The 24,044-nt window shown below is 67.4% G+C and carries 22 protein-coding genes; 7 read left to right on the top strand and 15 right to left on the bottom strand.

Annotated elements, in window-relative coordinates; genetic code table 11:
• Position 1: 1 nt before the first annotated feature.
• A complete protein-coding gene (locus NXI30_07480; GenBank protein MCR9094041.1) occupies positions 2 to 2,017 on the bottom strand; it encodes a DNA topoisomerase IV subunit A in 2,016 nt (671 codons plus the stop codon).
• Between the two features lie 164 nt (positions 2,018 to 2,181).
• Complete coding sequence (locus NXI30_07475; protein ID MCR9094040.1) at positions 2,182 to 4,065, bottom strand: type IIA DNA topoisomerase subunit B; 1,884 nt, start codon at positions 4,063 to 4,065, stop codon at positions 2,182 to 2,184.
• 362 nt (positions 4,066 to 4,427) lie between these two features.
• Between NXI30_07475 and NXI30_07470 the strand changes: the two genes are divergently transcribed.
• Positions 4,428 to 4,655 (top strand): hypothetical protein, encoded by a 228-nt coding sequence (locus tag NXI30_07470; protein ID MCR9094039.1) that lies wholly within the window; start codon positions 4,428 to 4,430, stop codon positions 4,653 to 4,655.
• Between the two features lie 249 nt (positions 4,656 to 4,904).
• Here NXI30_07470 and NXI30_07465 read toward each other — a convergent pair whose 3' ends face one another.
• A complete protein-coding gene (locus NXI30_07465; protein ID MCR9094038.1) occupies positions 4,905 to 5,567 on the bottom strand; it encodes a hypothetical protein in 663 nt (220 codons plus the stop codon).
• Between the two features lie 184 nt (positions 5,568 to 5,751).
• Here NXI30_07465 and dusB point away from each other — a divergent pair, with 184 nt between their 5' ends.
• The gene (gene dusB, locus NXI30_07460; protein ID MCR9094037.1) at positions 5,752 to 6,927 is read left to right on the top strand and encodes a tRNA dihydrouridine synthase DusB; all 1,176 of its coding nucleotides are present in this window, start codon (positions 5,752 to 5,754) and stop codon (positions 6,925 to 6,927) included.
• A 30-nt stretch (positions 6,928 to 6,957) separates the two neighbouring features.
• Here the strand turns inward: dusB and NXI30_07455 are convergent, their stop codons facing one another.
• From NXI30_07455 to gnd, 3 genes are read right to left on the bottom strand one after another with little or no spacing between them, the layout of a single operon-like run.
• Positions 6,958 to 7,914, bottom strand: a complete 957-nt coding sequence (locus NXI30_07455; GenBank protein ID MCR9094036.1) for a cobalamin-binding protein — start codon at positions 7,912 to 7,914, stop codon at positions 6,958 to 6,960.
• The gene (pgl, locus tag NXI30_07450) at positions 7,911 to 8,693 is read right to left on the bottom strand and encodes a 6-phosphogluconolactonase (GenBank protein ID MCR9094035.1); all 783 of its coding nucleotides are present in this window, start codon (positions 8,691 to 8,693) and stop codon (positions 7,911 to 7,913) included. Before pgl ends, NXI30_07455 begins: the two co-directional genes overlap by 4 nt.
• Positions 8,694 to 9,668, bottom strand: coding sequence for a decarboxylating 6-phosphogluconate dehydrogenase (gnd, locus tag NXI30_07445; GenBank protein ID MCR9094034.1), 975 nt, complete (start codon positions 9,666 to 9,668; stop codon positions 8,694 to 8,696).
• 231 nt (positions 9,669 to 9,899) lie between these two features.
• Here gnd and zwf point away from each other — a divergent pair, with 231 nt between their 5' ends.
• Positions 9,900 to 11,363, top strand: coding sequence for a glucose-6-phosphate dehydrogenase (zwf, locus tag NXI30_07440; GenBank protein ID MCR9094033.1), 1,464 nt, complete (start codon positions 9,900 to 9,902; stop codon positions 11,361 to 11,363).
• Positions 11,364 to 11,393: 30 nt separating this feature from the next.
• Here zwf and NXI30_07435 read toward each other — a convergent pair whose 3' ends face one another.
• The 7 genes from NXI30_07435 to NXI30_07405 all read right to left on the bottom strand — a co-directional run bounded on the left by NXI30_07435 (position 11,394) and on the right by NXI30_07405 (position 16,614).
• A complete protein-coding gene (locus NXI30_07435; protein MCR9094032.1) occupies positions 11,394 to 11,507 on the bottom strand; it encodes an SDR family oxidoreductase in 114 nt (37 codons plus the stop codon).
• Positions 11,508 to 11,611: 104 nt separating this feature from the next.
• Complete coding sequence (locus NXI30_07430) at positions 11,612 to 12,457, bottom strand: SDR family NAD(P)-dependent oxidoreductase (GenBank protein ID MCR9094031.1); 846 nt, start codon at positions 12,455 to 12,457, stop codon at positions 11,612 to 11,614.
• A gap of 38 nt (positions 12,458 to 12,495) precedes the next feature.
• Positions 12,496 to 13,218 carry an ABC transporter substrate-binding protein gene (locus NXI30_07425; protein ID MCR9094030.1) on the bottom strand — a complete coding sequence of 241 codons (723 nt, stop codon included), beginning with the start codon at positions 13,216 to 13,218 and terminating at the stop codon, positions 12,496 to 12,498.
• Positions 13,208 to 14,026: a VacJ family lipoprotein gene (locus NXI30_07420; protein MCR9094029.1), complete on the bottom strand. Its 819-nt coding sequence runs from the start codon at positions 14,024 to 14,026 to the stop codon at positions 13,208 to 13,210. The genes NXI30_07425 and NXI30_07420 overlap by 11 nt, the downstream gene beginning before the upstream one ends.
• A gap of 107 nt (positions 14,027 to 14,133) precedes the next feature.
• Complete coding sequence (mlaD, locus tag NXI30_07415; protein ID MCR9094028.1) at positions 14,134 to 14,583, bottom strand: outer membrane lipid asymmetry maintenance protein MlaD; 450 nt, start codon at positions 14,581 to 14,583, stop codon at positions 14,134 to 14,136.
• Between the two features lie 67 nt (positions 14,584 to 14,650).
• Positions 14,651 to 15,427 carry an MlaE family lipid ABC transporter permease subunit gene (locus NXI30_07410; protein ID MCR9094027.1) on the bottom strand — a complete coding sequence of 259 codons (777 nt, stop codon included), beginning with the start codon at positions 15,425 to 15,427 and terminating at the stop codon, positions 14,651 to 14,653.
• Entirely contained in the window at positions 15,424 to 16,614 is a 1,191-nt protein-coding gene (locus tag NXI30_07405; protein ID MCR9094026.1) for an ATP-binding cassette domain-containing protein, read from the bottom strand. The genes NXI30_07410 and NXI30_07405 overlap by 4 nt, the downstream gene beginning before the upstream one ends.
• Between NXI30_07405 and NXI30_07400 the strand changes: the two genes are divergently transcribed.
• A complete protein-coding gene (locus NXI30_07400) occupies positions 16,498 to 17,328 on the top strand; it encodes a TIGR03619 family F420-dependent LLM class oxidoreductase (protein ID MCR9094025.1) in 831 nt (276 codons plus the stop codon). The genes NXI30_07405 and NXI30_07400 overlap by 117 nt on opposite strands.
• On the opposite strand, the gene NXI30_07395 is transcribed toward NXI30_07400, so the two are convergent.
• Positions 17,325 to 18,056: a GNAT family N-acetyltransferase gene (locus NXI30_07395; protein ID MCR9094024.1), complete on the bottom strand. Its 732-nt coding sequence runs from the start codon at positions 18,054 to 18,056 to the stop codon at positions 17,325 to 17,327. The genes NXI30_07400 and NXI30_07395 overlap by 4 nt on opposite strands.
• Positions 18,057 to 18,234: 178 nt before the next feature.
• Between NXI30_07395 and NXI30_07390 the strand changes: the two genes are divergently transcribed.
• Both NXI30_07390 and NXI30_07385 read left to right on the top strand, forming a co-directional pair.
• Positions 18,235 to 19,533, top strand: coding sequence for an amidohydrolase (locus NXI30_07390; protein ID MCR9094023.1), 1,299 nt, complete (start codon positions 18,235 to 18,237; stop codon positions 19,531 to 19,533).
• Positions 19,534 to 19,618: 85 nt separating this feature from the next.
• Positions 19,619 to 21,331: a PAS domain-containing sensor histidine kinase gene (locus NXI30_07385; protein ID MCR9094022.1), complete on the top strand. Its 1,713-nt coding sequence runs from the start codon at positions 19,619 to 19,621 to the stop codon at positions 21,329 to 21,331.
• A 32-nt stretch (positions 21,332 to 21,363) separates the two neighbouring features.
• On the opposite strand, the gene htpG is transcribed toward NXI30_07385, so the two are convergent.
• Entirely contained in the window at positions 21,364 to 23,316 is a 1,953-nt protein-coding gene (htpG, locus tag NXI30_07380) for a molecular chaperone HtpG (protein ID MCR9094021.1), read from the bottom strand.
• A 214-nt stretch (positions 23,317 to 23,530) separates the two neighbouring features.
• Between htpG and NXI30_07375 the strand changes: the two genes are divergently transcribed.
• The gene (locus tag NXI30_07375; GenBank protein ID MCR9094020.1) at positions 23,531 to 24,010 is read left to right on the top strand and encodes a BLUF domain-containing protein; all 480 of its coding nucleotides are present in this window, start codon (positions 23,531 to 23,533) and stop codon (positions 24,008 to 24,010) included.
• Positions 24,011 to 24,044 lie beyond the last annotated feature (34 nt).

Below are 24,044 nucleotides of genomic sequence, written 5' to 3'. Positions count from 1 at the left end.
CCTAGAAGAGATCGCCCTGCTTGCCATCCTTCTTCGCCTTGCCGCTCGCCGCCTTCGTACCGGCGGCCTTCTTCGTCGCGCCCTTCTTCCTGGCGCCGCCGTCGCCCTCGGGCGCTGGCAGGAACTTGACCTTGCCGACGGGCTTGGGCGCCATCCGCACGCCCCGCGCCGTCGGACTGGTCCACTCTAGGCCGCCGAGGTCGAAGTCCGCTTCTTTGAGGCGCTGCCGTTTCGCGGGGACGAAATCCATGTGGACCGTGCCGAGCTCGTCGGGGCCCAGCAAGAGGTCGACCCGCCCCCCCTTTTCCTTGATCAGGCGGTACTCGCGGTTCCGGATGAACTTCTCGATCTTGATCTTCTTGGCAAAGGCCATCTTCTTCTTGTCGCGGTAGACGACGATGAACTCCGTGCCCTGCTCCGGGTCGAAGAGCTCGGCGTAGATCATGGGGCCCGTGAAGAGGACCTTCTCCGGCGCGTTCATGATCCGATAGGTCCCGTCCTTCGCGATCCCCAGCACGTGCTCGAACTCCGAGACCGTCATCTTGAACTGGTCGCCGCGGACGTCGGTCCCGAAGAAGCTCGACTTCTTGTCGTAGGAGAGGCGCAGGTTCTGGCGCGCGACGGCCTTCTTGTCGACCTGCTGGATCTCCGTGATCTGCGTGCGGCGCGGGTACTGCTCACCGTACTTCTCGATCATCCCCTCGAGATAGTCCACGGTCGTCTTGACCATGTTCTTCAGCTTGCGCTCGATCTCCTTGATCTTCTTGTTGATGTCCGCGATTTCCTGGCGATTGCGCTCGATGTCGTAGGCGGAGATCCGGCGGATGCGGACTTCGAGGAGCCTCGAGATGTCCTCGTCGACCATCGGACGGACGAAGAGACGCTTGTGCTTCTGCATCCCGTCCCAGACGGCCTTGCGAACGCCGTCCGCGGTCTTCTTGTTCTCGATCTGCTTGTAGACGCGCTTCTCGACGAAGATCTGCTCGAGCGTCAGCCAGTGCTTGCGATCGATCAGCTGCTCCCGGTCGTACTCGAGCTCGGCCTTGAGCTGCTTCTTGAGCTGCTCGGTCAAGGCCTTCGCGATCTCGGTGACCGAGAGCTGCATGGGCTTCCGGTCGTCGATCACGACGAGGTTGGAGGAAACCGAGACCGAGCAGTCCGTGTAGGCGTAGAGCTGCGGGATGACTTCCTTGGCGTCGGAGCCGCGGGCGATCGAGAGCTCGATCTCGACCTTGTCGGTCGTGAAGTCGTCGATCGACGAGAGCTTGACGCGCCCCTTCTGGACCGCCGCCTCGATCGAGGCGATCAGGCTCTCGGTCGTCGTGCCGAAGGGGATCTCACGGATCACGACCGTCTTCTTGTCGCGCGACTCGATCTTCGCCCGAAGGTCGACCTTGCCCGCACCGTCCTCGTAGGCGGAGACGTCCATCAGACCGCCCTGCGGAAAATCCGGGAAGAGCTTGAACTTCTTCTTCTTGAGGATCGCGATCTGCGCCGCCCAGATCTCCGGCAGGTTGTGGGGCAGGATCTTGGTCGACATCCCGACCGCGATCCCTTCCGTGCCGGTCATCAGGATGACCGGGAGCTTGGTCGGGAGGACGACGGGCTCCTGGTTTCGACCGTCGTAGGAGTCGACGAACTCGGTGAGCGCCGGATGGAACATGGTCTCGAGCGCCAGATCGGTCAGTCGGCACTCGATGTAGCGCGGCGCGGCGGCGGGGTGGCCCGTCAGGACGTTGCCGAAATTCCCCTGGCGCTCGATGAAGTAGTCCTTGTTCGCCAGGACCACGAGCGCATCGCCGATCGACGCGTCCCCGTGCGGATGGAGCTTCATCGTGTCGCCGATGACGTTGGCCACCTTGTGGAAGCGGCCGTCGTTCATCTTGAACAGCGTGTGCATGATCCGGCGCTGGACGGGCTTCAGACCGTCTCGGAGCTCCGGGATCGCGCGATCGAGGATGAAGTAGCTCGCGTACTCGATGAAGTGGTCCTTCATCAAGCTCTCGAGTTGGCTCATCGATTCATTCCCCTCGAATCAGCAGCGACGAGCGCCGCGAACAAGATGCATGGCGTCCCGACCCAGGGTGCGCCGAACTGGCCTCTTCCACTCCATCGAGCAAGCTCAGACGACCGCAAGGAAAAGAGTCTCACGATCGTCGTGGACGATGTTGCGAAGGACGTTCAAAGAACGTCCGTAGCAAGGTTGTCCACGATGAATTCTTTGCGGGCCGGCGTGTTCTTGCCCATGAAGAAGTCGAGACTCTTCTCGACCTCACCCATCGAGCCGACGCTGACCTGCACGAGTCGAATTCCGTCGCCGATGAACTGGCCGAACTCCTTGGGGCTGATCTCGCCGAGGCCCTTGAACCGGGTGACCTCCGGACCCTTGATCGCCTCGAGTGCTTCGTCGCGCTCGGCGTCGGTGTAGCAGTAGCGCGTTTCTTTCTTGTTCCGGACGCGAAAAAGCGGCGTCTCGAGAATGTAGACGTGCCCCTTCAGGACGAGATCCTCGAAGTACCGGAGGAAGAACGTGAGCAGCAGATTGCGGATGTGCATCCCGTCGACGTCGGCGTCGGTCGCGATCACGACGCGGTTGTACCGAAGCCCTTCGAGGCTCTCCTCGATTCCGAGGGCGCGCATGATGTTGTAGAGCTCTTCGTTTTTGTAGATCGCATCGCGCTTCAGCCCGTAGCAGTTGAGGGGCTTGCCCTTGAGCGAGAAGATCGCCTGGGTGTACACGTCGCGGGTCGGGACCATTACGCCCGCCGCCGAGTCGCCCTCGGAGAGGAAGATCGTCGTGTCCTCGCGGCGCTTCGCCTTCGGATCGTCGTAGTGGAACTTGCAGTCGGTGAGCTTCGGGATCCGGATCGCGACCTTCTTGGCGCGCTCCCGGGCATCCTTCTTGATCGCCGAGAGCTCCTTCCGGACCTTCTCGTTGAGGGCGACCTTCTCGAGGAGGACCTTCGCCTCGTTCTTGTTGGCGTGGAGCCAGCGGATCACCTGGTCCTTGACCGCGGGAACGAGCCAGCTCCGTACGTCGGCGGAACCGAGCTTGTTCTTCGTCTGGCTCTCGAAGACGGGATCCTGGAGCTTCACGCTGATGGCCGCGACGATTCCGTCGCGCACGTCCTCGCCCGCGTAGCTCTTCTTCGAGAACTCGTTCACGCCCTTGAGCAAGCCTTCGCGAAACGCACTTTGATGGGTCCCGCCGTCGTTCGTGTACTGGCCGTTCACGAACGAGAAATAGGACTCGCCGTAGGCGTTGCCGTGGGTGAAGGCCATCTCGAAGTGGTCCCCGTCCCCGGTCGCGATCTCGTAGAGCGGCTGCGCTTCCCCGAGCTCGTCGAGGAGCAGATCCTTCAGGCCGGCCTTCGACTGGAACGTGTCCTTCCGCGGCGGGCAGTTGTACTGGAGCTTGAGACCGCGATTCAGGTAGGCGTAGTAGCGGAGGCGGTGCTCGATGAAGTTTTCCTGGAAGGCGTAGTCGCCGAAGATCTCCTCGTCCGGGGTGAAGCGGATGTAGGTCCCGTTCGGCTCGCTCGACTTCCCACCCTTCTCCTTCTTGAGCTTCCCGCGGACGAAGCTCGCCTGCTTGTACTTGCCGTCGCGGACGCTCTTCACCTCGAAGTCCGACGAGAGCGCGTTGACCGCCTTGGTGCCGACGCCGTTCAGGCCGACGGAGAACTGGAAGACGTCGTCGTTGTACTTGCCGCCGGTATTGATCTGGCTCACGCACTCGACGACCTTGCCGAGGGGAATGCCGCGACCGAAGTCCCGGACCTCGACGGTCTTGTCGTCGCGGGAGATCTCGATCTTCTTGCCTTCGCCCATGATGAATTCGTCGATCGAGTTGTCGATCACTTCCTTCATCATCACGTAGATGCCGTCGACGGGATTCGTGCCGTCGCCGAGGCGGCCGATGTACATGCCGGTCCGCAGCCGGATGTGCTCGAGGGCGTCCAGGGTCTGGATCGCCTTCTCGTCGTACTTGACGTCCTTCTTCCCGCCGGAGCCGTTGGGCTTCGCAGCGGCCTTCTTCTTCGCGGCTTTCTTCTTGGCGGCCATGTTCCCAGCCCTTCCGCAGGTTGCGGTCCGTCGGACGTCGGACTCCGCGCGCACGGGCGCTTCGCACGAGTCGGGCGATGCTCGGCGCGGACCCCTGGAGGCCGGCTCTGCAGGCGTTCGAGACGCGCGGTCCGCGGCGGCGGGCTCCTGTGTGGAGCGATCTGTGGGGGGGTGCGGCGTAGAGTGGGCCATTCGCCGCAATCGTCAAGCGGGGGAACCTCGGGGCTCCCGCGGCTCGAGTCTGGCCCGCGGGGAACGGCACCTCGCAGATCGGCAGAGCGGAAGCAAAGGGGCGTCGGTGGGTAGATCGACGGTCCCCGGAGCGGGGCTCCGACGACCCAGATGCATCGGAGGACGATGCGATGGATGAGCAGCACACCCTGGACCTGAACGAGACGAACGAGCCCGCCGCAGCGATGCCCCGGACCTGGGACACGCAGATGCGGTCCTACCGCGTCCGCCTGATTCGCTTCGACCGGCCCCAGAGCAAGACGCTCCAGGTCCGTTCGAACAGCGAAGCCGGCGCGCGCACCCAGGCGCAGAGCCGCGCGGGACGCGACTGGCGGGTGGCCCGAATCGAGGCCGTCTGAGCGGCGGACCCGGCGGCGCACGGACCCTGATCCCCGCGGTCGGCGAAAGCGCCACGGCCCAGGCGGCTTCGATCGTCGGCTGCTTCGACGGTCTCGATCGCGTGGGCGACGCGACGGGGATCCGGCTGGACCCGAAGCGCGAGGCACGGGGCGCCTCGAAGATCGTCGAGCCCCTCGAGTTCGAGGCGCTCCGGGCAGCCCGCGCCCGAACGCACGACGCGGAACGCACCCGAACGAGCGCATTCCGAGTCAGCGCAGCAGACGCTTCTGTGTCGTCCACGTCCCACGCGGCGCGGAGAAGACGAGGATGCGACGCGCGGTCCGGATCGTCACCAGCGTATCCTGCGCCGTCACCGCCTCGAGGCCTTCGCGCAGCTGCAGCGCCTCCGACGCGAACCTCCGCAGACGAGGCGCGATCCCGAGCGCACGGCGATTGGTCGTGACCACACCGACGGCCGTTCCGACCCGGACCGCCGTCGCGACCTCGTTGGGCGAGAACGCCTCCTCGACCCAACCATCCAGACCGTTGAACGCGAGCACGCGGCGATTCGAGACCAGGAGGGCCAGCCGGTCTTCGACCAGGACCGACGCCGCAGGCGACTCCTCGATCCGGAACCGGAGCTCGCTCCAGTCGCGGCCCGGCGTCACCCCGAGCGCCCGTCGATCGGTCACGACGACGGCGACCCGCCCTCGACTCGCCTGGAAGAGAACCTCCTCGGCGACTTCGAGTCGCGCGGTCACGCGTCCGCCCGTCACCGAATCGAAGGCGTAGAGTTCGCGACCGTCCCGCTCGATCACGATCACGTCGACCCGCTCGACCTCGGTCGGGAAGAGCCCGACCTGCGCCTGCGTCGGGGCGGACGGCAGGAGGAGAAGGGTCCACACGAGCAGGAACGGCGGCAGTCGCTTCATGGGCAGAAGAGAGCCCGGATCGGCGCTCGGGGCAAGCGACGGGCCCGGCGGCCGGACCGATCGCATACACGACGGCGCGCGACCCCACGGGCGACGGCCTCGTGGGCGTCCGTGCGCCGACCGCGATTCACGGGACGCCCGAGGCGTGGTATCTACCCGCCTGCCTGTGCGCTGGAATGCCGACTTGGACCCCACCTACGTAAGCGAGATCAACCGCGACGTCGCGCCCGCCGCCCCCGGCGAGTTCGCACCGGTCTCCCTCGGCCCGATCCTGGCGGACCCGCCGGTCGTCCTCGCGCCGATGGCCGGGATCACGAACGCGCCCTTCCGGCGCCTCTGCCGAAGCTTCGGCGCCGGGCTCTACGTCTCCGAGATGATCACGGCCCGGGCGCTGGTCGAGCGGAACGCGAAGACGATGCACCTCGCCGAGTTCGATCCCGACGAGAGCCCGCGCAGCCTCCAGCTCTACGGCGTCGACCCACACTACGTCGGCGAGGCGACGAAGCTCCTCGTCGGCGAGGACCGCGTCGATCACATCGACATGAACTTCGGATGCCCGGTCCGCAAGGTCACGCGAAAGGGGGGCGGCGCAGCGATTCCGGCCAAGCCGCGGCTCCTCGAATCGATCGTGCGCGCCGCCGTGAAGAACGCGGGCGACATCCCCGTCACGATCAAGTTCCGCATGGGGATCGACGACGACTGGATGACCTTCCTCGAAACCGGCCGGATCGCCGAGGCCGAAGGCGTGAAGGCCATCGCCCTCCACGCTCGGACCGCTGCCCAGCTCTACGACGGCGAGGCCGACTGGAACGCGATCGGCGAGCTCAAGCAGGCCGTCGATTCGATCCCCGTCTTCGGCAACGGCGACATCTGGGAAGCCTACGATGCCCTTCGCATGATGCGCGCGACCGGCTGCGACGGCGTGGTCGTCGGGCGCGGCTGTCTCGGTCGCCCGTGGCTCTTCCGCGATCTCGCTGCCGTCTTCGCAGGCGTTGCGCCGCCGGACCCGCCGAACTTCGGCGAAGTGATCGAGACGATGCGCACCCACGCACGCCTCCTCTGCGAATGGGTGACCGAGCGGATCGGCATCCGCGACTTTCGAAAGCACGCGACCTGGTACACCAAGGGCTTCCCGGGCTCGACCAAGATGCGCGACAAGCTGATCCGGATCGACTCGCTCTCCGAGCTCGACGCGATTCTCGACGAAGGCGATCCGGAGATGGCCTTTCCGCCGACTGCCATGCGCGTCAAGCGCGGCAAGAAGGGCGGACGGCAGAAGGTGCAGCTGCCCGAGGGCTTCCGGAACGACCTCCAGGACGCGACCCCGCCCGAGGCGGAGGAGCCGGGGGACGGCGGCTGAGCGGCACGCTCGTTCGGCCCTCCCTCGAAGTCAGCGGAACGCGACGGCCTCGCCTTCGGGCGTGATCCGCCGGAGCTCGGGTCCGTGGCGCGCGACGAGGTCGGGAAACGACCCTGGATGGAGGATCGCCGCCAGGATCTCCGCGGACTCGACGAGCCGCGGACCGGGCCGATTGAAGTACGCGTTGCCATCGGCGACGTAGACCTCTCCACTCCTCGCCGCGCGCCACTCCTCCCAGGGAAGCATCGTTCGGAACAGCGCCGTCTCGCGGAGGGTCCGCGCGACGTCGAAACCGCAGGGCTTCAGCACGACGACGTCGGGGTCGAGGGCGCGCAGCGCGTCCAGCTCGAGGGTCGGAGCGTGATCGCCCGCCCGGGTCACGAGCGCCTCGCCGCCGGCGATCTCGACGAGCTCCGGCATCCACGTCCCGCCGATCATGACCGGGTCGAGCCACTCGATCGTCAGGACCCGAGGGCGCCCGAGCAGAGCGGTCGCCTCGCCGAGCGCGGCGCAGCGCGCCTCGAAGGATCGCGCGGCCGCCTCCCCTTCCGACGCGCGCCCTGCGGCGCGCCCGACCCGCCGCACGTCCTCCCATACGTCGGAGAGACGAAGCGGACTCAGGCTGCAGATCTCGACGTCCCGCGCCGCCAGCTCGTTCAGGGCCTGCCGCACGTCGTCGAGGGAGACGGCGCAGACCTCGCACAGGTCCTGCGTCACGATCAGGTCCGGGGCAGCCGATTCCAGGGTCGGCAGGTCGAGCTCGTAGACGGCGATCGCCTCGGCGACGATCTCCCGGACCGTCCGATCGATCGCGCCGCTCGCGCGCGGCAGCGACCGCCTCGGGCGCGTGAGTACCGGGAGCACTTCGACGCCGGGGGGATGGTCGCACTCGTGGGAACGACCGACGAGCCGATCCCCCGCGCCGACCGCGAACACGATCTCGGTCGCGGAAGGCAGGAGCGACACGATCCGATCGGGGCGACTCATCGGAGATCGCCCACCGCGGCCCGATCGACGAACCAGTCGAGCCGCCCTTCGTTTCGAACACGCTCGCACGGATGAACCGCGGAGGGATCCCGATTCGGACTCATGATCTCGGCCATGCGCGCCCGCTTCCCCGCTCCGCAAACCAGAAAGACGATCCGCCGCGCGCCGGCGAGCAGGGGAAAGGTCGCCGTCAATCGACGGGTCCCGAGCTGCGGTACCTCGTTCGCGACGAACCAGCGCGTCTGCTCCTCGAGCGCGGCGGTCCCCGGAAACAGCGAAGCCGTGTGACCGTCGTCTCCCATCCCGAGGAAGACCAGATCGAAGGCCGGGGGCGCGCCGTGGGTGGAGACCCCGAACTCCCGGGCCACGCACGCTTCGTAGTCGCGCGCCGCCTCCGACGGATCCGGCGCCTCTCCCCGCAATCGCTCCGCGCGCCGCGCCGACCCCGGGATCGCGTCGAGCAGCGCGCGGCACGCCATCCCGTAGTTCGAATCCGGATGATCCGGCCCGACCGACCTTTCGTCGCCGAAGAAGAAGCGGACGGCGTCCCAGCCGAAAGGCACGTCGTCGACCCGCTCGGCGAGCACCTCGAGCATCCGCTTCGGAGTCGAGCCTCCGGAGAGCAGGACCCGGAACGCGCCGCGCGCATCGATCGCCGCGACCGCCTCCGCCTCGAAGGCGTCCGCCGCCGAGCGCGCCACGGCTTCGGCGTCGGGAAACCGATGAAGGCGACCTCCGGAAGCCAGCGGCTGCAGGGAGTCCGGCGCGGGGTCGGCCAACTAACGTGGCTCCTGGTGGCCGCCGAAGCCGGCGCGCATGGCGGACAGGATCTTCTCCGCGAAGGTGTGGCTCTTGCGCGAACGGAAGCGGGTATAGAGCGAGGACGTCAGCACTTCGGCGGGTGTCCCGGATTCGACGGCCGCCTCGACGGTCCAGCGCCCTTCGCCCGAGTCGGAGACGTGGCCCGAGTACTCGTCGAGCTCCGGGCTCTTCGCGAGGGCCGAAGCCGTCAGGTCGAGCAGCCAGGACGTCACGACGCTGCCGCGCCGCCAGACCTCCGCGATCTCACCGACGTCGAGCGAGAGTCGCAGCGATTCTTCGACGCTCTCGCCGCCCTGGGCGCGCAGGATGTCGAAGCCTTCCGCGTAGGCCTGCATCATGCCGTACTCGATCCCGTTGTGGATCATCTTGACGAAGTGCCCGGCTCCGGGCGGGCCGCAGTGGAGGTAGCCTTCCTCGGCGGTGCTGGCGCCGGCGCGCCGGCCGGGGGTGGCCTCGATGTCGCCGCGTCCCGGGGCCAGGGTCGCGAAGACGGGCCGGAGTCGGTTCCAGATCGCCTCCGACGCGCCGATCATCAAGCAGTAGCCCCGCTCGAGTCCCCAGACGCCGCCGCTCGTGCCCACGTCGACGTAGTGGAGGCCGGACTCCGCCAGCTCGCCGGCCCGGCGAACGTCATCCTTGTAGTGGGCGTTGCCGCCGTCGATGATGACGTCGTCGGGCCCCAGCACCTGAACGAGGTCGCGAATCACGGCTTCCGTCGGATCACCACAGGGCACCATCACCCAGACCGCGCGCGGAGCCTCGAGTCGCGTCGCGAGATCGGCGAGATCGGTCGCCCCGACGGCGCCCTCGCTCTCCAACGCGTCGACGGCCTCGCGATCGAGGTCGTAGACGACGACCTCGTGCCCCCCCTGCATCAGCCGACGCGCCATGTTGGCGCCCATCTTTCCGAGTCCGACCAGCGCGATCTGCATTCGCCCCTCCGTCACGACCACGACCGGGCGTCCCCGGCCGACCTGCGCGTGTCCACCATATCGAAGTCCTCCGCCGAGATCGGCAGGGATCGTGGGTGGCCGACGGTTTGGGCCGAACCCGACCCAGACGCGCGGATTCTCCCGCCTCTGCGGGCCGCGCCCTCGGCGCCGGACGAAGGAGTGCCGTACCTTCGAATCGAACGACGACGCGCATCGACGCGGAGGCAGGCTTTGAGCAAGAACGCGGCGGACATCGGTCCGCAATATCCGCAGGTCGTGGTCCTCTTCGGAGCGACGGGCGATCTCTCGCGTCGCAAGCTCCTCCCCGGCCTCTTCCATCTCGTCGGTGAGGGCTTCGTCCCCAAGAGCCGCATCATCGGCGTCTCGCTCGAGGAGCTCGACACCGAACGCTTCCGCGCCATCGTCCGCGAGGCGCTCGAAGAATTCGCCGACGAAGCGCCCCAGCCCGATCGCGTCCGGCACTTCGAATCGCTCCTCGAATACGTGCCGCTCGGAGCCGGCCCGAGCGCGCTGCGTGACGCCGTCGAGCGTGCCGAGCGCGAGCTCGACGAAGAGTGCCGACGACTCCACTATCTGAGCGTGCCGCCCGGCGCCGCGCTCTCCGCGGTCGAGACCATCGGCGAAGCCGGTCTGGTCGAGCGTTCACGGATCGTGATGGAGAAGCCCTTTGGCACGAACCTCGAGAGTTCCTGCGCCCTGAACCGTCAGCTGCACGCGGTCTTCGACGAGGAGCAGATCTTCCGGATCGACCACTTCCTGGGCAAGGAGCCGGCGCAGAACATCCTCGCCTTCCGCTTCGCGAACGGGCTCTTCGAGCCGATCTGGAACCGGAATTTCATCGACCACATCCAGATCGACGTGCCCGAGACGCTCGGACTCGAGACGCGGGCGGCGTTCTACGAGGCGACCGGCGCCTTCCGCGACATGGTCGTGACGCACCTCTTCCAGATCCTCGCGTTCACGGCGATGGAGCCGCCGACGGAGCTCGCACCCGGCCCGATCAGCGAGGAGAAGAACAAGGTCTTCCGGAGCATGCAGCCGATTCATCCGGAGGACGTGGTGCGCGGCCAGTACGCCGACTACCGCGAGATCGAGGGGGTCGATCCGGAATCCGAGACCGAGACGTTCATCGCCCTCAAGTGCATGATCGACAATTGGCGATGGGCCGACGTGCCCTTCTTCCTGCGAACCGGGAAGCGGCTCGCCGAAGGTCAGCGGATCATCTCGATCGCGTTCCGGGAACCACCCAAGAGCATGTTCCCCGCCGACTCCGGCGTCGGCGCCCACGGCCCGGACCACCTCACCTTCGACCTCTCCGACGTCTCCAAGATGTCGCTCTCCTTCTACGGGAAGCGCCCGGGGCCCGGCATGCGGCTCGACAAGCTCAGCCTGCAGTTCGCCATGCGCGACACGGAGTTCGCAGGCGACGTCCTCGAGGCCTACGAGCGGCTGATCCTCGACGCGATGCGCGGGGACCGAACGCTCTTCACGACCGCGGAAGGCATCGAGCGTCTCTGGGAGGTCGCCGCGCCGCTCCTCGAGACACCGCCTCCCGCCCGTCCCTATTCGGTGGGGTCGTGGGGACCGAACGCGATCCACCAGCTGATCGCGCCGCGCGCCTGGCGCCTCCCCTTCGAGCGGACCTGGCGCGACCCGAACGGAAGCGAGGACTGAGCGCGCGACGGCGATCACCCGGAGCCGGGACTAGATCGCGGAGCGCGTGCCGCCGTCGATCACGATGTCCTCGCCGTTGATGTAGGCCGCCTCGTCCGAGGCGAGGAACGCGATCAGGTCCGCGACCTGCTCGGGGCTGCCCATGGCGCCGTCTGCCGACCCACACCGGAGGCCGCTCCCGTCACGAGTGCGACCTTGCCTTCGAGCTTTCCCATTCCGTCTCCCGGGTTCGAGTCCCCGGACGGAGCCTAGTCGAGATCCCCGAACTCCTCGCCTTCCTGCGCGTGATACGGCAGCGCGAAGTTCGTCGCATTGACCCTGCTGAGCGCCTGGACGAGGGGAATCCGGGGAACCGGCCACATCGCCTTCGCCCCGGCGCGATTCGCGGCGCCCGGAACGAAGGTCGGCCCGCGCCCGAGGAACGCGAGGGTCTCGAGGGCGACGTCCCGGGGATCCATCGCCTCGTCGCTCCCCCCGGTGTCCTCGCGGAAGGTCTCGGTATCCGTCGATCCGGCGAGACAGCCGACGACGTCGACGCCCTGCGGCCCGAACTCCTGCCACAGCCCTTCGGCGAGGATCGTGTCGAAGGCCTTCGATGCGGCGTAGGTCGTCGTATAGGCGCTTCCGCAGAGCGAGCTCAGCGAGGACATGATGATCAGGCCGCCCCGGCCCCGGGCGCAGAGCGTGCGGCCGACCTGATGCGAGAGCAGGAGCGGTCCACGGCAGCTGAGCTCCATCTGGTGGAGCCAGTGATCGGCCTCGGACTCGAGGAAGGGCCCCATGCCGCGTCCCGAGCCCGCGTTGTAGATGAAGAGACCGAGGTCGAGGCCCTCGAGCGCCTGAGCGACCTCCTTCTCGAGGTCGGCCCCGGTCAGATCGATGCTCGCGACCCGGACCTCGACACAGTGGGCATCCCGGATCGCGCGGGCCGTGTCCTCGAGCTTCGCTTCGTTGCGCGCGATCAGGACGAGGTCGAAGCCTCGTTCGGCGAGCACTTCCGCGAAGGCCCGGCCGATCCCGTCCGAGCCGCCTGCGATCGCGGCCCAGGGTCCGAACCGATCCGTGAAGGCCTGGCCTTCGTACTTCGCCCGCATTTCCGCGCGACTCCCTTCTCCGGTGAAGGCAGGCGGGCCTACCCCTGCCCCTTCTCGGGCGCCGGTTGGTCGACGACGAAGTTCTTGTCCTTCAGCTTCGTGATGAGATCGTCGATCGTTCCGCCGTTCAGCACGGTCGCGAACTGGGAGCGGTAGTTCGAGACGAGGGAGACGCCCTCGATCACGACGTCGATGATCTTCCACGCGTCCTTGCGGTTGCGCAGGCGGTAGGCGATCTCCGCGCCGTCGAACTGGCCGCCCACGATCCGGCTCTTGACCGTGACGTCGTTTCGGACCTCGACCTGGGCGCCGTAGACCTCGACCTCCTCCTGGTCGTAGCGATCCAGACGCGTGCCGTAGGTCCGTGAGAGGTGGGTCTTGAACTCGCGGACGAACTCGGCGCGCTTCGGCTTGTCCATCTTCCGCCAGTTTCGAGCCAGCACGAGCTTCGACATCGTGGTGAAGTCGAAGATCGCGTAGGCGATCTCCTCGATCTCTCGGACGCGGACCTCGGCGGGCTCGTCCTTGCGCGCGAGGACGGCCATGATCTGACCGGCGGCCTTCTCGATGATCTGCGTGGGCTCCGCCGTCAGCTCGGCCTCTTCGGCGGAGTCATCGGCGGAGAAACCCACCGGCGCGCTCACGAGCAGGATCGCGATCCCGCCGAGCACGCCGCGCGTGAACGCGCGCCGCGAGCTTCGCCGGGTCAGCGAGACCCGATGACGCGCCCGGAGTCCGTCGACCGTCGGCTCAGATGTCATCATAGTCCTCCTCTTCCTCATCCTCTTCGAACTCCTCTTCGTCGAAGAAGTAGAGGTCGTCTTCGTCGATCACCGGCGCGTCGGTCTGGTCGGCCACCTTCGCCGCCCGGCTCTGGAGATAGGCGTTGCGCACGAACACGTAGTAGTCGAAGGCGTCCTTCCGGCTCTCCTCGAGCTCCTCGTCGAAGATCGAGCGCAGGTTCAGGAGCTCCAGGCCCTTCTGACCGATCGAGACGCCCCAGAGTTCAGCCGTGTCGAGATTCAGCGTACGCGCCGATGTCCAGACGGGAGAGTAGAGATAGCCCGTCGCCGTCGTGTCCACGATCTCGCCGAAGCCGTCCCGAAGCGTATACGGGCCCAGGATCGGAACCATCAGGTAGGGCCCCGCGGGCGTCCCGTAGTAGCCCAGCGTCTGACCAAAATCCTCGTCGTTCTCGGGAATTCCGAGGTCGGTCGCAATGTCGTAGAAGCCACCGAAGCCGAAGACCGTGTTGTGCGTGATCCGCGCGAGGTCCTCGAAGGCCGCGATCGGTTTGCCCTGGAGGATGTCGTTCGCGAGGACGATCGGCATGTTCAGGTGACCGAAGAAATTGTCGAGGCCCTTCTGCGCGAACTCGGGCACGACGAAGTCCCAGGCCGTCGCCGCGGGCGCCAACAGGTAGCGATCGAGCCCTTCATTGAAGGCGAAGACCTTGCGGTTCGCGTCCTCCAGCGGGTCCGGCCCCTCTCGCCAGGCACACCCGGTCGTGACCAGCAGCATGAGAACCGCGATCAGCGTGGACGGAAAGATTCGACGGGCGGAGTTCACGAGACGTTCCAGATGGATGGGCCAGCGGGTCGCGCGGATACTACGTGCCAGACGACCGACCGGCTACGCCGCCGACCAACATCGTCTCTCGAAGTCGATCGGCTGGTCTAGACGCCCGCGTCGTGGACGAGCTGGCCGACGAGCTTCTCGATCGAGAGGGCGCTCTCGGTGAACTGGAAGGCCTCCCCGTCGAGGAGCACATCATCCTCGGCACCGAGCTCGACGGCGATGAACTGGTCGCCCAACAGCCCGGCGGTCCGGATCGCCGCGGAGGAGTCGATCGAGAGCCCGACGTCCGCGTCGACCTCGAGGCTGACCGTCGCGCGCAGGTCCTCGTCGAGGTCGATCCCCGAGACCTGGCCGATCTTCACGCCGGCGACGCGGACCGGTGCGCGGGCGGAGAGGCCGCCGATGTCGTCGAAGGTGGCCTTGAGCAGGATCTTCTCGCCCTGGGAGAGCTCGATGCCGCCCACCTGGAGCGAGAGGTAGGCGAGCGCCAGCAGTCCGATCAGGACGAAGAGGCCGACGACGAGGTCGCGGGTGGCGTTGCTCTGCATATCGATCCTTCCTTTCGAGCTCGGCTCGGTCGAGGCACCGCTTCGCCGAGCGCCCGCAGGCGAAAAACTAGACGCCCCAGAGCGCCGTGATCACGTAGTCGGACAAGAGAATGACGACGGAGGCGGTCACCACCGTCGAGGTCGTCGCGCGCGCGACGCCGACGGCGTTGGGCGCGCAGTGGTGGCCCTTGTAGGTCGAGACCAGGCCGATCAGCATCCCGAAGACGAGGCTCTTGAGGAGGCTCTGCGCCACGTCCTGTCGGAACTCGACGGCGCTCTCGAGACCGGACTGGTAGACGCCCGCGTCCATGCCCTGATTGGCGACGCCGATCGCATAGGCCCCGGCGATCGCGAAGACGATGAAGATCGCGTTGAGGAGCGGCATCGCGAAGGTCAGCGCGAGCGCCCGCGGCATCGCCACGAAGTGGATCGGGTCGATCGCCATCATGCGCAGGCCGTCGAGCTGTTCGGTCGCCTTCATCGTGCCGATCTCGGCCGTCACCGCCGAGCCGGCACGGCCCGTGACGAGCAGGCCGCAGACCACGGGGCCGAGCTCGCGAATCAGCGAGAGGCCGACGACCGCGCCGAGGCCCTCGTCCGCCCCGAAGCGGGTCAGCACGTTGAAGAGCTGAAGGCCGAGCACCATCCCGACCGTGAAGCCGGAGAGCGCGATCAACGCGACAGAAAGGACGCCCGCGTCGTAGAGCGCGCGTAGAAAGAAGCCGAAGCGGGTGGGCGGCCGAAGGGTCGCGCCGGTGATCGCCGTGCCGAAGGCGGTAACTCGCCCGAGGCCCTCGAGCTGCTCGTTGGTGCGCGAACCGAGGGAGCGGATCGATTCGATCATGCCGGCGACGCTCCTTCGATCTCGTGGAGACGCGCGAGATAGGCGCGCCCGTCTTCACCGAGGAATTCGATCACGCCCTCGTCGTGTCCTCCGGCCAGCTCCTCCGGGGTGCCCGCGACGCAGTTGCGGTCGCGGAGCAGGATGATCTGGTCGGCCATGCGGAGGGAGGACGCCATGTGATGAGACGTGATGACGACCGTGAGGCCGAGGTCGCGATTCAAGCGCATGAGGAGATCTTCGATTCGAGTGACGTTCAGCGGATCGAGCCCCGAAAAGGGCTCGTCGCAGAGAAGGATCTCGGGCTCCATGACGATCGCGCGGGCGAAGGCGACGCGGCGGAGCATGCCGCCGGAGAGCTCGCTCGGAAGCAGCGGCTCGACGTCCTCGAGCCCCACCGCCGAGAGGACGGTCCGAACGCGCTCGGCGATCTGCGGGATCGACTGGTCCGTGTGCTCGCGAAGGGGGAGTCCGACGTTCTCGAGCACGGTCATCGAATCGAGGAGCGCCCCGTTCTGGAAGAGCATGCCGATCCCCTTGCGGATCTGACCGAGGTCGCGCTCCCGGAGCCCGGAGAGACGTTGGCCCGCGACGCGCACCTCTCCCTCGGTCGGCTGCTGCAGGCCACCGATCATCCGGAGGAGCGTCGACTTGCCGGAGCCGCTGCCCCCCAGGAGCAGATGGACACCGCCCTTGCGCATCGAACACGAGAGCTTGTCGTAGACGATCCGACTTCCGAAGGCGAGATCGACGTCTCGAACGGAAATGAAGTCGTCATCGGCGGAGCCGCTCAGAATGGATCCTCCCGGGCCGCGCGGGCGGAGACGATCGCCCCCGGACCCTACGGACAGCGCGCGGAAAATAACGCAAACGTGAAATGTGCGTCGATCCGGACCGGGTACTTCCGGAAACCCACGGTTCCGGGAAGCGAAGGAACCACTCGAGGGCCTCGATCCGGTCGAAACGTGATGGTCCGCACACGCCGCGAGGCAAGCGCTAAGTTCGACCGAATCGTTCCCGACCGGCCCGTCGATTCCTTCCGAACGACCCAAACCCGCAACCCGGAGATCGGCATGCGCTTCGGCTTCGCGCTTCGACTGATGGGGGCCGCCGCCAACGCAGAGGTTCTGCGGGAGAGCGCGCGCCTCGCCGAGGAGGCCGGTCTCGACGCCCTCTGGGTGCCGGACCACATCGCGATCCCGCCTGACGACGCCGAGGGTTCCGGCGGACGCTACCTCGACCCGCTCACCTCCCTCGCCTGGCTCGCCGCTGCGACGGACCGCATCCGGATCGGAACGGCCGTTCTCGTCGTGCCCTACCGCCCGATCCTCCCGACCGCCAAGGCGATCGCGACGATCCAGGAGCTGTCGGGCGGGCGCCTCGAGCTCGGCGTGGGCATCGGCTGGATGGGCAGCGAGTTCAGGGCGCTCGGCGTCGACCGGAGCCAGCGCGGCCGGATCACCGACGAGACGCTCCGTTTCCTGAACGAAGCCTTCGGCGCCGAGGGCGACGTGACCTCGCTCCGTGATCAACCCTTCCTCTTCCGCCCGAACCCTCCGAAACCGCGGATCTGGATCGGCGGCGCGGCGCCCCACGCCCTCGATCGCGCCGTCCGCGCGGGCGATGGATGGATGCCGATGACCGACGATCCCGAGAAGATCCGCGAGCACGCGGACGCACTCCGGGCACGCTTCGTCGACGCCGGTCGCGCCGATCCCGAGATCGCTGCCTTCGGCGCACTCGGTCACCGGTCCGAAGCCGAAGATCTCGATCGACTCGCCGCCCTCGAAGCGCTCGGCGTGACGGAGTACATCCAGGGGGCGCGCTACGACGACCTCGACGGATTCACGAGATCCTTCGAGCCGCTCGAAGAACGGATCGCCGCCTGGAAGAAGGCGCGTTAGGCGAGATCTTCTGCGAGCGGTCGCCCCGCCGTCGCCGGTAGAAAGTCCCGGAGCCGCCGCTTCTGGCCACCGGCGGCGTCGAAGTTCGCCGGATCGAGCCAGGCCTCGAAGCCCGCCTTCAGCGCGGGCCACTCGAGGTCGGTGATCGAGAACCACGCGGTGTCTCGATTGCGACCCTTCACGACGGTCTGATGTCGGAACGTGCCCTCGTACCGGAAGCCCAGCCGGGCCGCCGCCGCGCGCGACGGCGCGTTCAGCGCGTCGCATTTCCATTCGTAGCGGCGATAGCCCCACTCCTCGAAGACCCGCCGCATCATCAGGAACATCGCCTCGGTCGAGAGCGGCGTGCGCTGGAGCGCCGGAGAGAAGCAGAGATGTCCGACCTCGATCGCGCCCAGCGCGGGTGCGATCCGAAGCCAGGACGAGACGCCGATCGGACGCTCGCTCCCTCCCTCGACGATCGCGAAGAAGAGCGTGTCTCCCGCCGCTCCGAGACGTTCGAAGTCGCGAACGCACGCGGCGTACGCCGCCGCGCTCTCGAAGGGGCCGTAGGGCAGGTAGGTCCAGTTGCTGCCGTCGGCGTTCGCGGCGAAGGCTTCATGGAGGACCTCCGCGTGACGATCGGCGGAGAGCGGCTCGAGCCGGCATCGCGCCCCCTCGATCCCCTCGTGGACCGGCGACTCCGCCCCCTGCCAATCGTCGATCGCGAATCCGATCGGCTGTCCCATCTCGTTCTCCCGCACGCGCACCTCCCGGGACCGGGCGTTTGACACCCCGGCCGTGCCTGCCACCTTGTCTTCGCGTCCCGCCGAGCGTCGCCGATCCCCGCTCCCGGGCAAGCGCGTCCAGCACGAATCGCGAACTCGCGAGACCAGTCGAAAAACGCAAGGACGAGCAGGAGCCGACATGAGCGACCGCTATCTCGTCATCTCCGGCGACGGACACGCCGGCCCTCCCCTCCCCGGCTTCGCGCCCTACTTCGACCCCGAATATCGCGACGAGTTCGATCGCTACTGGCGATCACGGCCGAGTGCGCCCCTCGCGGAGGCCGCGGCGCGCGGTGATCGCGACGCCCTCGCCGGCTTCCTCGACGGCTTCATGCAGGCGACCGGCGCGACCCCCGAAGCAGCTGCTGCCTTCTCGGAACGCGCGCTCGAAGCGACCCTCGGCCTCTTCGACGGCGCCGTCCGCGACCGTTTCCTCGACGCGGAAGGCATCGCGGGCGAGATCCTCTACGGCGACGGCTTCGTCGAGAACCAGCCGCCCTTCTCGGACATCATGGAGTCCGAGGGCCCGATCTTCTCGGGCAGACCCTGGCCCTTCGAGCTCCAGCTGGCGGGCGCGCGAGCCTACAACCGCTGGCTCGCGGAGTTCTGCAACGAGAACCCCACGCGACGCGCGGGGGTGATCCAGCTGCCCGCGGCCCACGACGTCGACGCCCTGATGACCGAGACGAAGCGGGCCCGCGAAGACGGACTCCGGGGCGGGCTGCTCGTGCCGCCCCTGGAGCCGGGGCTCCCCGGCTATCACGACCCGGTCTACGACCCGCTCTGGTCCCTCGCCGCCGACCTCGATCTGCCCGTCAGCATCCACGGTGGCAACGCCCGCTCGCCGGACGGCGCGACCGCGTACGGATCGGAGGAGCCCCTGGCCTCGTTCTTCCACTTCACGGAATCGACCTTCTACGACCGGAGACCGCTCTGGTTCTTCATCTGGGGCGGCGTCTTCGATCGCGTTCCGGGCCTGAAGCTCGTCTTCGCAGAAGCACTCTCGCACTGGGTCCCCCAGGAGCTGATGCGCCTCGACGAGATGTACGACATGTGGAACTCGCAGGCCCTGCGCGATCGGATCGAGCGACGGCCGAGCGCGTACTGGCGGGATCGGTGCGCGATCACCGCGACCTTCATCTCACGGGGCGAGGTCGAGATGCGCCACGAGATCGGCATCGAGAACCTCCTCTGGGGCTCGGACTTCCCGCACCCGGAAGGCACCTGGCCCGAGACGCCGACGTGTCTTCGCCACGCCTTCCACGGCGTCCCTCCCGACGAGACCGCGCGCATCCTCGGCGCCAACGCGGTCGAGTTCTACGGCTTCGATCGAGCCGTGATGGAGCGCCTCGCGGCTCGGATCGGCCCGGCGTCGTCGGACGTGATCCTTCGCCCTGCCTCGTTGCCCGAAGACTACGTCGGGATGGGCCTCCGCTAGGTCGAGAAGTTTCCGACGCGCGATTCCAGGCCATCCCTTCCGACAGCCTCATGATCGGTGAATCGGCTTCGCTACCGTGGTCGGCATGGCGGAAGATCTCTCGACCAGAGGGCAAGCCGTCCTGGACGCGTCGCTCGCCCGCGCCATCCATCCGGCGACCTTCGCGGTCGGGCTCGGATATCTGGCCTCGGCCGCCGTCCACTTCGTCTTCGGTGGCCTCCACGAGGGCGGGCTCCCGTCCCTCGAGTTCGCCTCGGCGATCCTGCTCTTCGTGCTGGCGGCGCGTCGCCCACAGCGTCCCCGATCCCGCACGGCGGTCCTCGTCGCCGTCATTCTCGTCAACAACTTCGTCCTCCACTCGATCCACGACGCTGCCGCCCATACGCCCGTCCTCTATCTCCTCGCACTCGGCGCGGGCGTCATCGCCGGGATCCCGCGACTCGACTACGCGCTGATCCTGGCGGGAGCGTTCCTGGTCCAGGGCCTCTCGATCGCCTCCTCCGCCGATCCGATCGCGGCGTGGGTCGAGCCGGTCATGACCCTCGTCTCGGCCTCGGTGCTCTCGGTCACGCTCCGCTATTACGCGCGGGAACACCTCGCCCAGATCAGCGCGCTCGAAGCCCAGAACGCGTCGAACCGCGCCGCGCGCGAAGCGGCCTTCACCCACTTCCGCGACCTCGCGGAAGGCGCGAGCGATCTGATCTACGAGCTCGATGCCCAGGGACGATTCGTCTACGCGAACCCGGCCCACGAGACGCTCTTCGGGATCGACCCGAACGCGATGATCGGCGTCGATGCCTTCGAGCTGCTGGACGAAGTCTTCCGCCGCCACGACAGCCCCGACCTGCAGACGCTCCTCGCCGGCCCCGCTGGTCCCGTCGAGCTCGAGATCCCCACGTCGATGACGGGGCGTGAGCGGGTGGTGATCGAGGCCAAGTCGAGACCCTTCGACAGCGCGACCGGGAGGCAGCACCTCGTCGTCACGGCGCGGGACGTGACACGGCGGGTCGACAAGGCCGCGCAGGACGCGCGCCATCGCCAGGCGCTCGAAGCAGAGGTCGCGTCACGCACCCAGGCGCTCACCGCCTCGGTGATCGAGCTCCAGCGAAGGGAGCGTCTCGCCTCGGTCGGGACCCTGGCCGCTGGAATCGCCCATCAGATCAACAACCCGGTCGGCGGGATCCTGCTGAGCTCGGAGCTCGCGCTCAAGGAGTTCGAGCAGGCGTCGACCGATGCCGACGGCCTCGCCGATGCCCTGCGCGTCAACATCGAAGAGGCGCGTCGCTGTGGCGACATCGTGAAGCACTTGCTCCGCTTCGCGCGCAACGAACCGTCGGAACGGCGCCTCGTCGACCTCGGCCCCACGATCACGCGCGTCGCCGACCTGTGCCGGCCTTATGCGGCGAGCCGGGACGGCGTGGTCCAGGTCGAGGTCGAGGCGCCCGAGGCCATCATCTCGGCGAACCCCGTCGAGATCGAGGAATCGCTGATCAACCTGATCCGCAACGCCCTCGAATCCCGGGACGAGGGTGCCACGGTCCACATCGGCCTCCGCACCGGTCCCGACCAGGCCGAGATCCTCGTGACCGACGACGGTCCCGGCATCTCGGAGCAGGACCTGCGTCACGTCTTCGACCCCTTCTACACCACGCGCCTGCGTGAGGGCGGAACGGGTCTCGGGCTCTCCGTCGCCCGCGACATCGCGATCGACCACGGCGGCGCCCTCGAAATCGAGAGCGACGGCGCGAACGGGACGCAGATCCGCGTCACGCTGCCCCTGTCGCCCGTCCCCGCCTAGCGCCGCGGCGCTCGACGCGCTCGCCTGGGCGCCTAGAGCGTCTCGGCCATCAATTCGTTCACGAGCTCCGCGAACGCGGTCGGATCGTCGAGCTGCCCGCCCTCGGCGAGGATCGCCTGCCCGAGCAGCAGCCGGGCCGACTTGCCGATCCGCGGATCGGTCGGGTTCGCCTCGAAGCGCTTCCCGAGCGCCGCGACGACGGCGTGGTCCGGGTTCAGCTCGAGGATGGGCTGGCGCTCCGGGATCGCCTGCCCGGCCTGGCGGAGCATCGCCTCGAGCTGCGGCGAGAGGTCCCCCTCCTCGAGGACGAGACACGACGCGGAACTCTTCAGGCGACTCGAGAGCCGCACCTCCTTCACGTCGCCTTCGATCGAGGCCTTCATCGCGGCGAGCAGGTCCTGGAAGCTCTCTTCCTTCTTGCCGAGATCTTCCTTGGCTCTCTCCTTGTCCTCGTCGGAGCCGAGCTCGACCTCGCCGTGGCCGATGCTCCTGAAGGGCTTCCCCGCGTACTCCAGCGGACCCTGGTTGGCCCAGACTTCGTCGACGGGATCCGTCAGGAAGAGGACCTCGATCCCCTTCTCCTCGAACGCCTCGAGATGAGGCGAGCGACGCAGCACGTCGAGGTTCGGACCCGCGATGTAGTAGATCGCCTCCTGGTCGTCGGACATGCGCTCGATGTAGCTCGTCAGGCCGGTGAGCTCCGTGTCGTGGTTCGTCGAAGGCGCGAGGACGAGATCGAAGATCCGGTCCTTCTTTTCTTCCCAGTCGAGGAGGCCCTCCTTCACGACGGGACCGAACTCGCCCCAGAACGAGAGGTACGCCTCGGGTTCGTCCTTCGACATCTTCTTGAGGCTGTCGGCGACCTTCTTGACCAGGTGCTTGCGGATCGTCTGGATCTGCTTGTCCTGCTGGAGCATCTCCCGCGAGACGTTGAGCGAGAGATCCTCGGCATCGACGACGCCGCGAACGAAGCGCAGCCACTCCGGCAGGAGCTCCCGGCACTCGTCCATGATGAAGACGCGCCGTACGTAGAGCTGCACGCCGTTGTGCGCGCGCTCGCGGTGGTAGAGGTCGAAGGGCGCCTTGCCCGGCACGTAGAGGAGCGCCTTCGCCTCGAAGGTGCCCTCGATCGACGTGCTGACGCGGAGCATCGGGTCCTGGAAGTCGTGGGTGACGTGCTTGTAGAACTCGTTGAAGTCGTCCTCTTCGACCTCCGCCTCCGGCCGCGTCCAGATCGCCTTCATCGAGTTGAGCGGCGCGTCCACCGCGCGCTCGAGCGGTTCGCCCGGCGTGACGTCGATCGCTTCGTCGCCGTCCTCGGGCTCGGGCATGGAGGCCTCTTCGATGACCGTGAGCGTGATCGGGTAGGCGACGAAGTCCGAGTACTTCTTCACGACGTTGCGGAGGACCCACTCGTCGGCGAAGTCCGAGAGTCCGGCCTCGCCGTCGACTTCCTTGAGGGTGAGCCGGATCGTCGTCCCGGCTGCTTCCCGCTCCGCATCGTCGAGCGAATACTCCCCGGCGCCCTTCGAGGTCCACCGCGCGGCCTTGTCTTCACCGGCTCGGCGACTCACGACGTCGACTTCGTCGGCGACCATGAAGCTCGCGTAGAAGCCGACACCGAACTGACCGATCAGATCCGGGCTCGCGTCGTCACTCTCGCCTGCCCGCTTCAGGAACTCGAGCGTGCCCGATCGCGCGATCGTCCCGAGGTGTTCGACCAGCTCCTCCCGGTTCATGCCGATCCCGTTGTCCGAGATCGTGAGGGTCCGGTCGATTCGGTTCGCGACCAGCTCGATCCCGAGTTCCCCTTCCACCGCGAGCTCCGGGTTCGAGACCGCCTCGAAGCGACGTCGGTCGAGGGCGTCGGACGCATTCGAGATCAGCTCGCGAAGAAAGACCTCCTTGTTCGAGTAGAGGGAGTGGATCATCAGATCGAGCAGCTTCTGCGTCTCGGCCTGGAAGGGTTGGGTGGTCGCGGTCATGAACGGGCTCCGGAAATGGGTCCATCGGTGCGAGAGGCGGCCTCTTCGGGCCGCTCGCGCTCGGACGCGAATCCTGGGCACACCGGATCTCCTGGCAACCACCCCGCGCAGATGAATCCGAACGTCACCCCGCGGGTAGGGCCTATCGGGTGGGCGAACCCACTCGGTGAATCCCTCGATCAAGCCTTCCAGCCGATCGGGCGATCCCGACCTCATGCCCGACGAACGACCCGACCAGGAACCGGAAACCGCGATTCATCGCATCGTGTACACCAGCCGCGCCGTCGATCCCTGCGACGCCGACGAGCTGCTCGAGCTGCTCGCGCACATCCGCGCCAAGAACGGTCGACTCGGCGTCTCCGGCATGCTCCTCTACGCAGATCCGACCTTCCTGCAGGTCCTCGAGGGCGACCTCGAAGTAATCGAGTCCCTCTACGACGTCATCGAGTCGGACGATCGTCACACGGACACCCGGGTCCTGCTCCGTGAAGAGTCGCCACAACGCGCCTTCGGGAGCTGGACGATGGGCTTCGTGCAAGCCGACCGCGAGATGCTCGCGTCGGTCGCGGGACTCAACGATTTCCTGCAGAGCCACCGGGACGCAGCACTCATCCCCGACGAGGCGACGGTGCGGGTCGAGAAGATCCTCGAGCAGTTCAAGGGCGGCCGCTGGCGCCGCGAGATCGAGGGCTGAGAGACGGCGAGGCCACCGCGCGGCTAGGCTCCAC

The organism is bacterium, assembly GCA_024742285.1.
Lineage (GTDB): Bacteria > Myxococcota_A > UBA9160 > UBA9160 > UBA4427 > UBA4427.
Note: the sequence above shows the minus strand (reverse complement) of the source record. Positions and strands in the feature narration are given on the sequence as shown.

What these genes read in the sequence shown, in the direction of transcription:
- NXI30_07480 (MCR9094041.1), bottom strand. Translation starts at nt 2,017, where the DNA reads ATGAGCCAACTCGAGAGCTTGATGAAGGACCACTTCATCGAGTACGCG.
- NXI30_07475 (MCR9094040.1), bottom strand. Translation starts at nt 4,065, where the DNA reads ATGGCCGCCAAGAAGAAAGCCGCGAAGAAGAAGGCCGCTGCGAAGCCC.
- NXI30_07470 (MCR9094039.1), top strand. Translation starts at nt 4,428, where the DNA reads ATGGATGAGCAGCACACCCTGGACCTGAACGAGACGAACGAGCCCGCC.
- NXI30_07465 (MCR9094038.1), bottom strand. Translation starts at nt 5,567, where the DNA reads ATGAAGCGACTGCCGCCGTTCCTGCTCGTGTGGACCCTTCTCCTCCTG.
- NXI30_07455 (MCR9094036.1), bottom strand. Translation starts at nt 7,914, where the DNA reads ATGAGTCGCCCCGATCGGATCGTGTCGCTCCTGCCTTCCGCGACCGAG.
- gnd (MCR9094034.1), bottom strand. Translation starts at nt 9,668, where the DNA reads ATGCAGATCGCGCTGGTCGGACTCGGAAAGATGGGCGCCAACATGGCG.
- NXI30_07435 (MCR9094032.1), bottom strand. Translation starts at nt 11,507, where the DNA reads ATGGGCAGCCCCGAGCAGGTCGCGGACCTGATCGCGTTCCTCGCCTCG.
- NXI30_07430 (MCR9094031.1), bottom strand. Translation starts at nt 12,457, where the DNA reads ATGCGGGCGAAGTACGAAGGCCAGGCCTTCACGGATCGGTTCGGACCC.
- NXI30_07425 (MCR9094030.1), bottom strand. Translation starts at nt 13,218, where the DNA reads ATGACATCTGAGCCGACGGTCGACGGACTCCGGGCGCGTCATCGGGTC.
- mlaD (MCR9094028.1), bottom strand. Translation starts at nt 14,583, where the DNA reads ATGCAGAGCAACGCCACCCGCGACCTCGTCGTCGGCCTCTTCGTCCTG.
- NXI30_07410 (MCR9094027.1), bottom strand. Translation starts at nt 15,427, where the DNA reads ATGATCGAATCGATCCGCTCCCTCGGTTCGCGCACCAACGAGCAGCTC.
- NXI30_07400 (MCR9094025.1), top strand. Translation starts at nt 16,498, where the DNA reads ATGCGCTTCGGCTTCGCGCTTCGACTGATGGGGGCCGCCGCCAACGCA.
- NXI30_07395 (MCR9094024.1), bottom strand. Translation starts at nt 18,056, where the DNA reads ATGGGACAGCCGATCGGATTCGCGATCGACGATTGGCAGGGGGCGGAG.
- NXI30_07390 (MCR9094023.1), top strand. Translation starts at nt 18,235, where the DNA reads ATGAGCGACCGCTATCTCGTCATCTCCGGCGACGGACACGCCGGCCCT.
- NXI30_07385 (MCR9094022.1), top strand. Translation starts at nt 19,619, where the DNA reads ATGGCGGAAGATCTCTCGACCAGAGGGCAAGCCGTCCTGGACGCGTCG.
- htpG (MCR9094021.1), bottom strand. Translation starts at nt 23,316, where the DNA reads ATGACCGCGACCACCCAACCCTTCCAGGCCGAGACGCAGAAGCTGCTC.
- NXI30_07375 (MCR9094020.1), top strand. Translation starts at nt 23,531, where the DNA reads ATGCCCGACGAACGACCCGACCAGGAACCGGAAACCGCGATTCATCGC.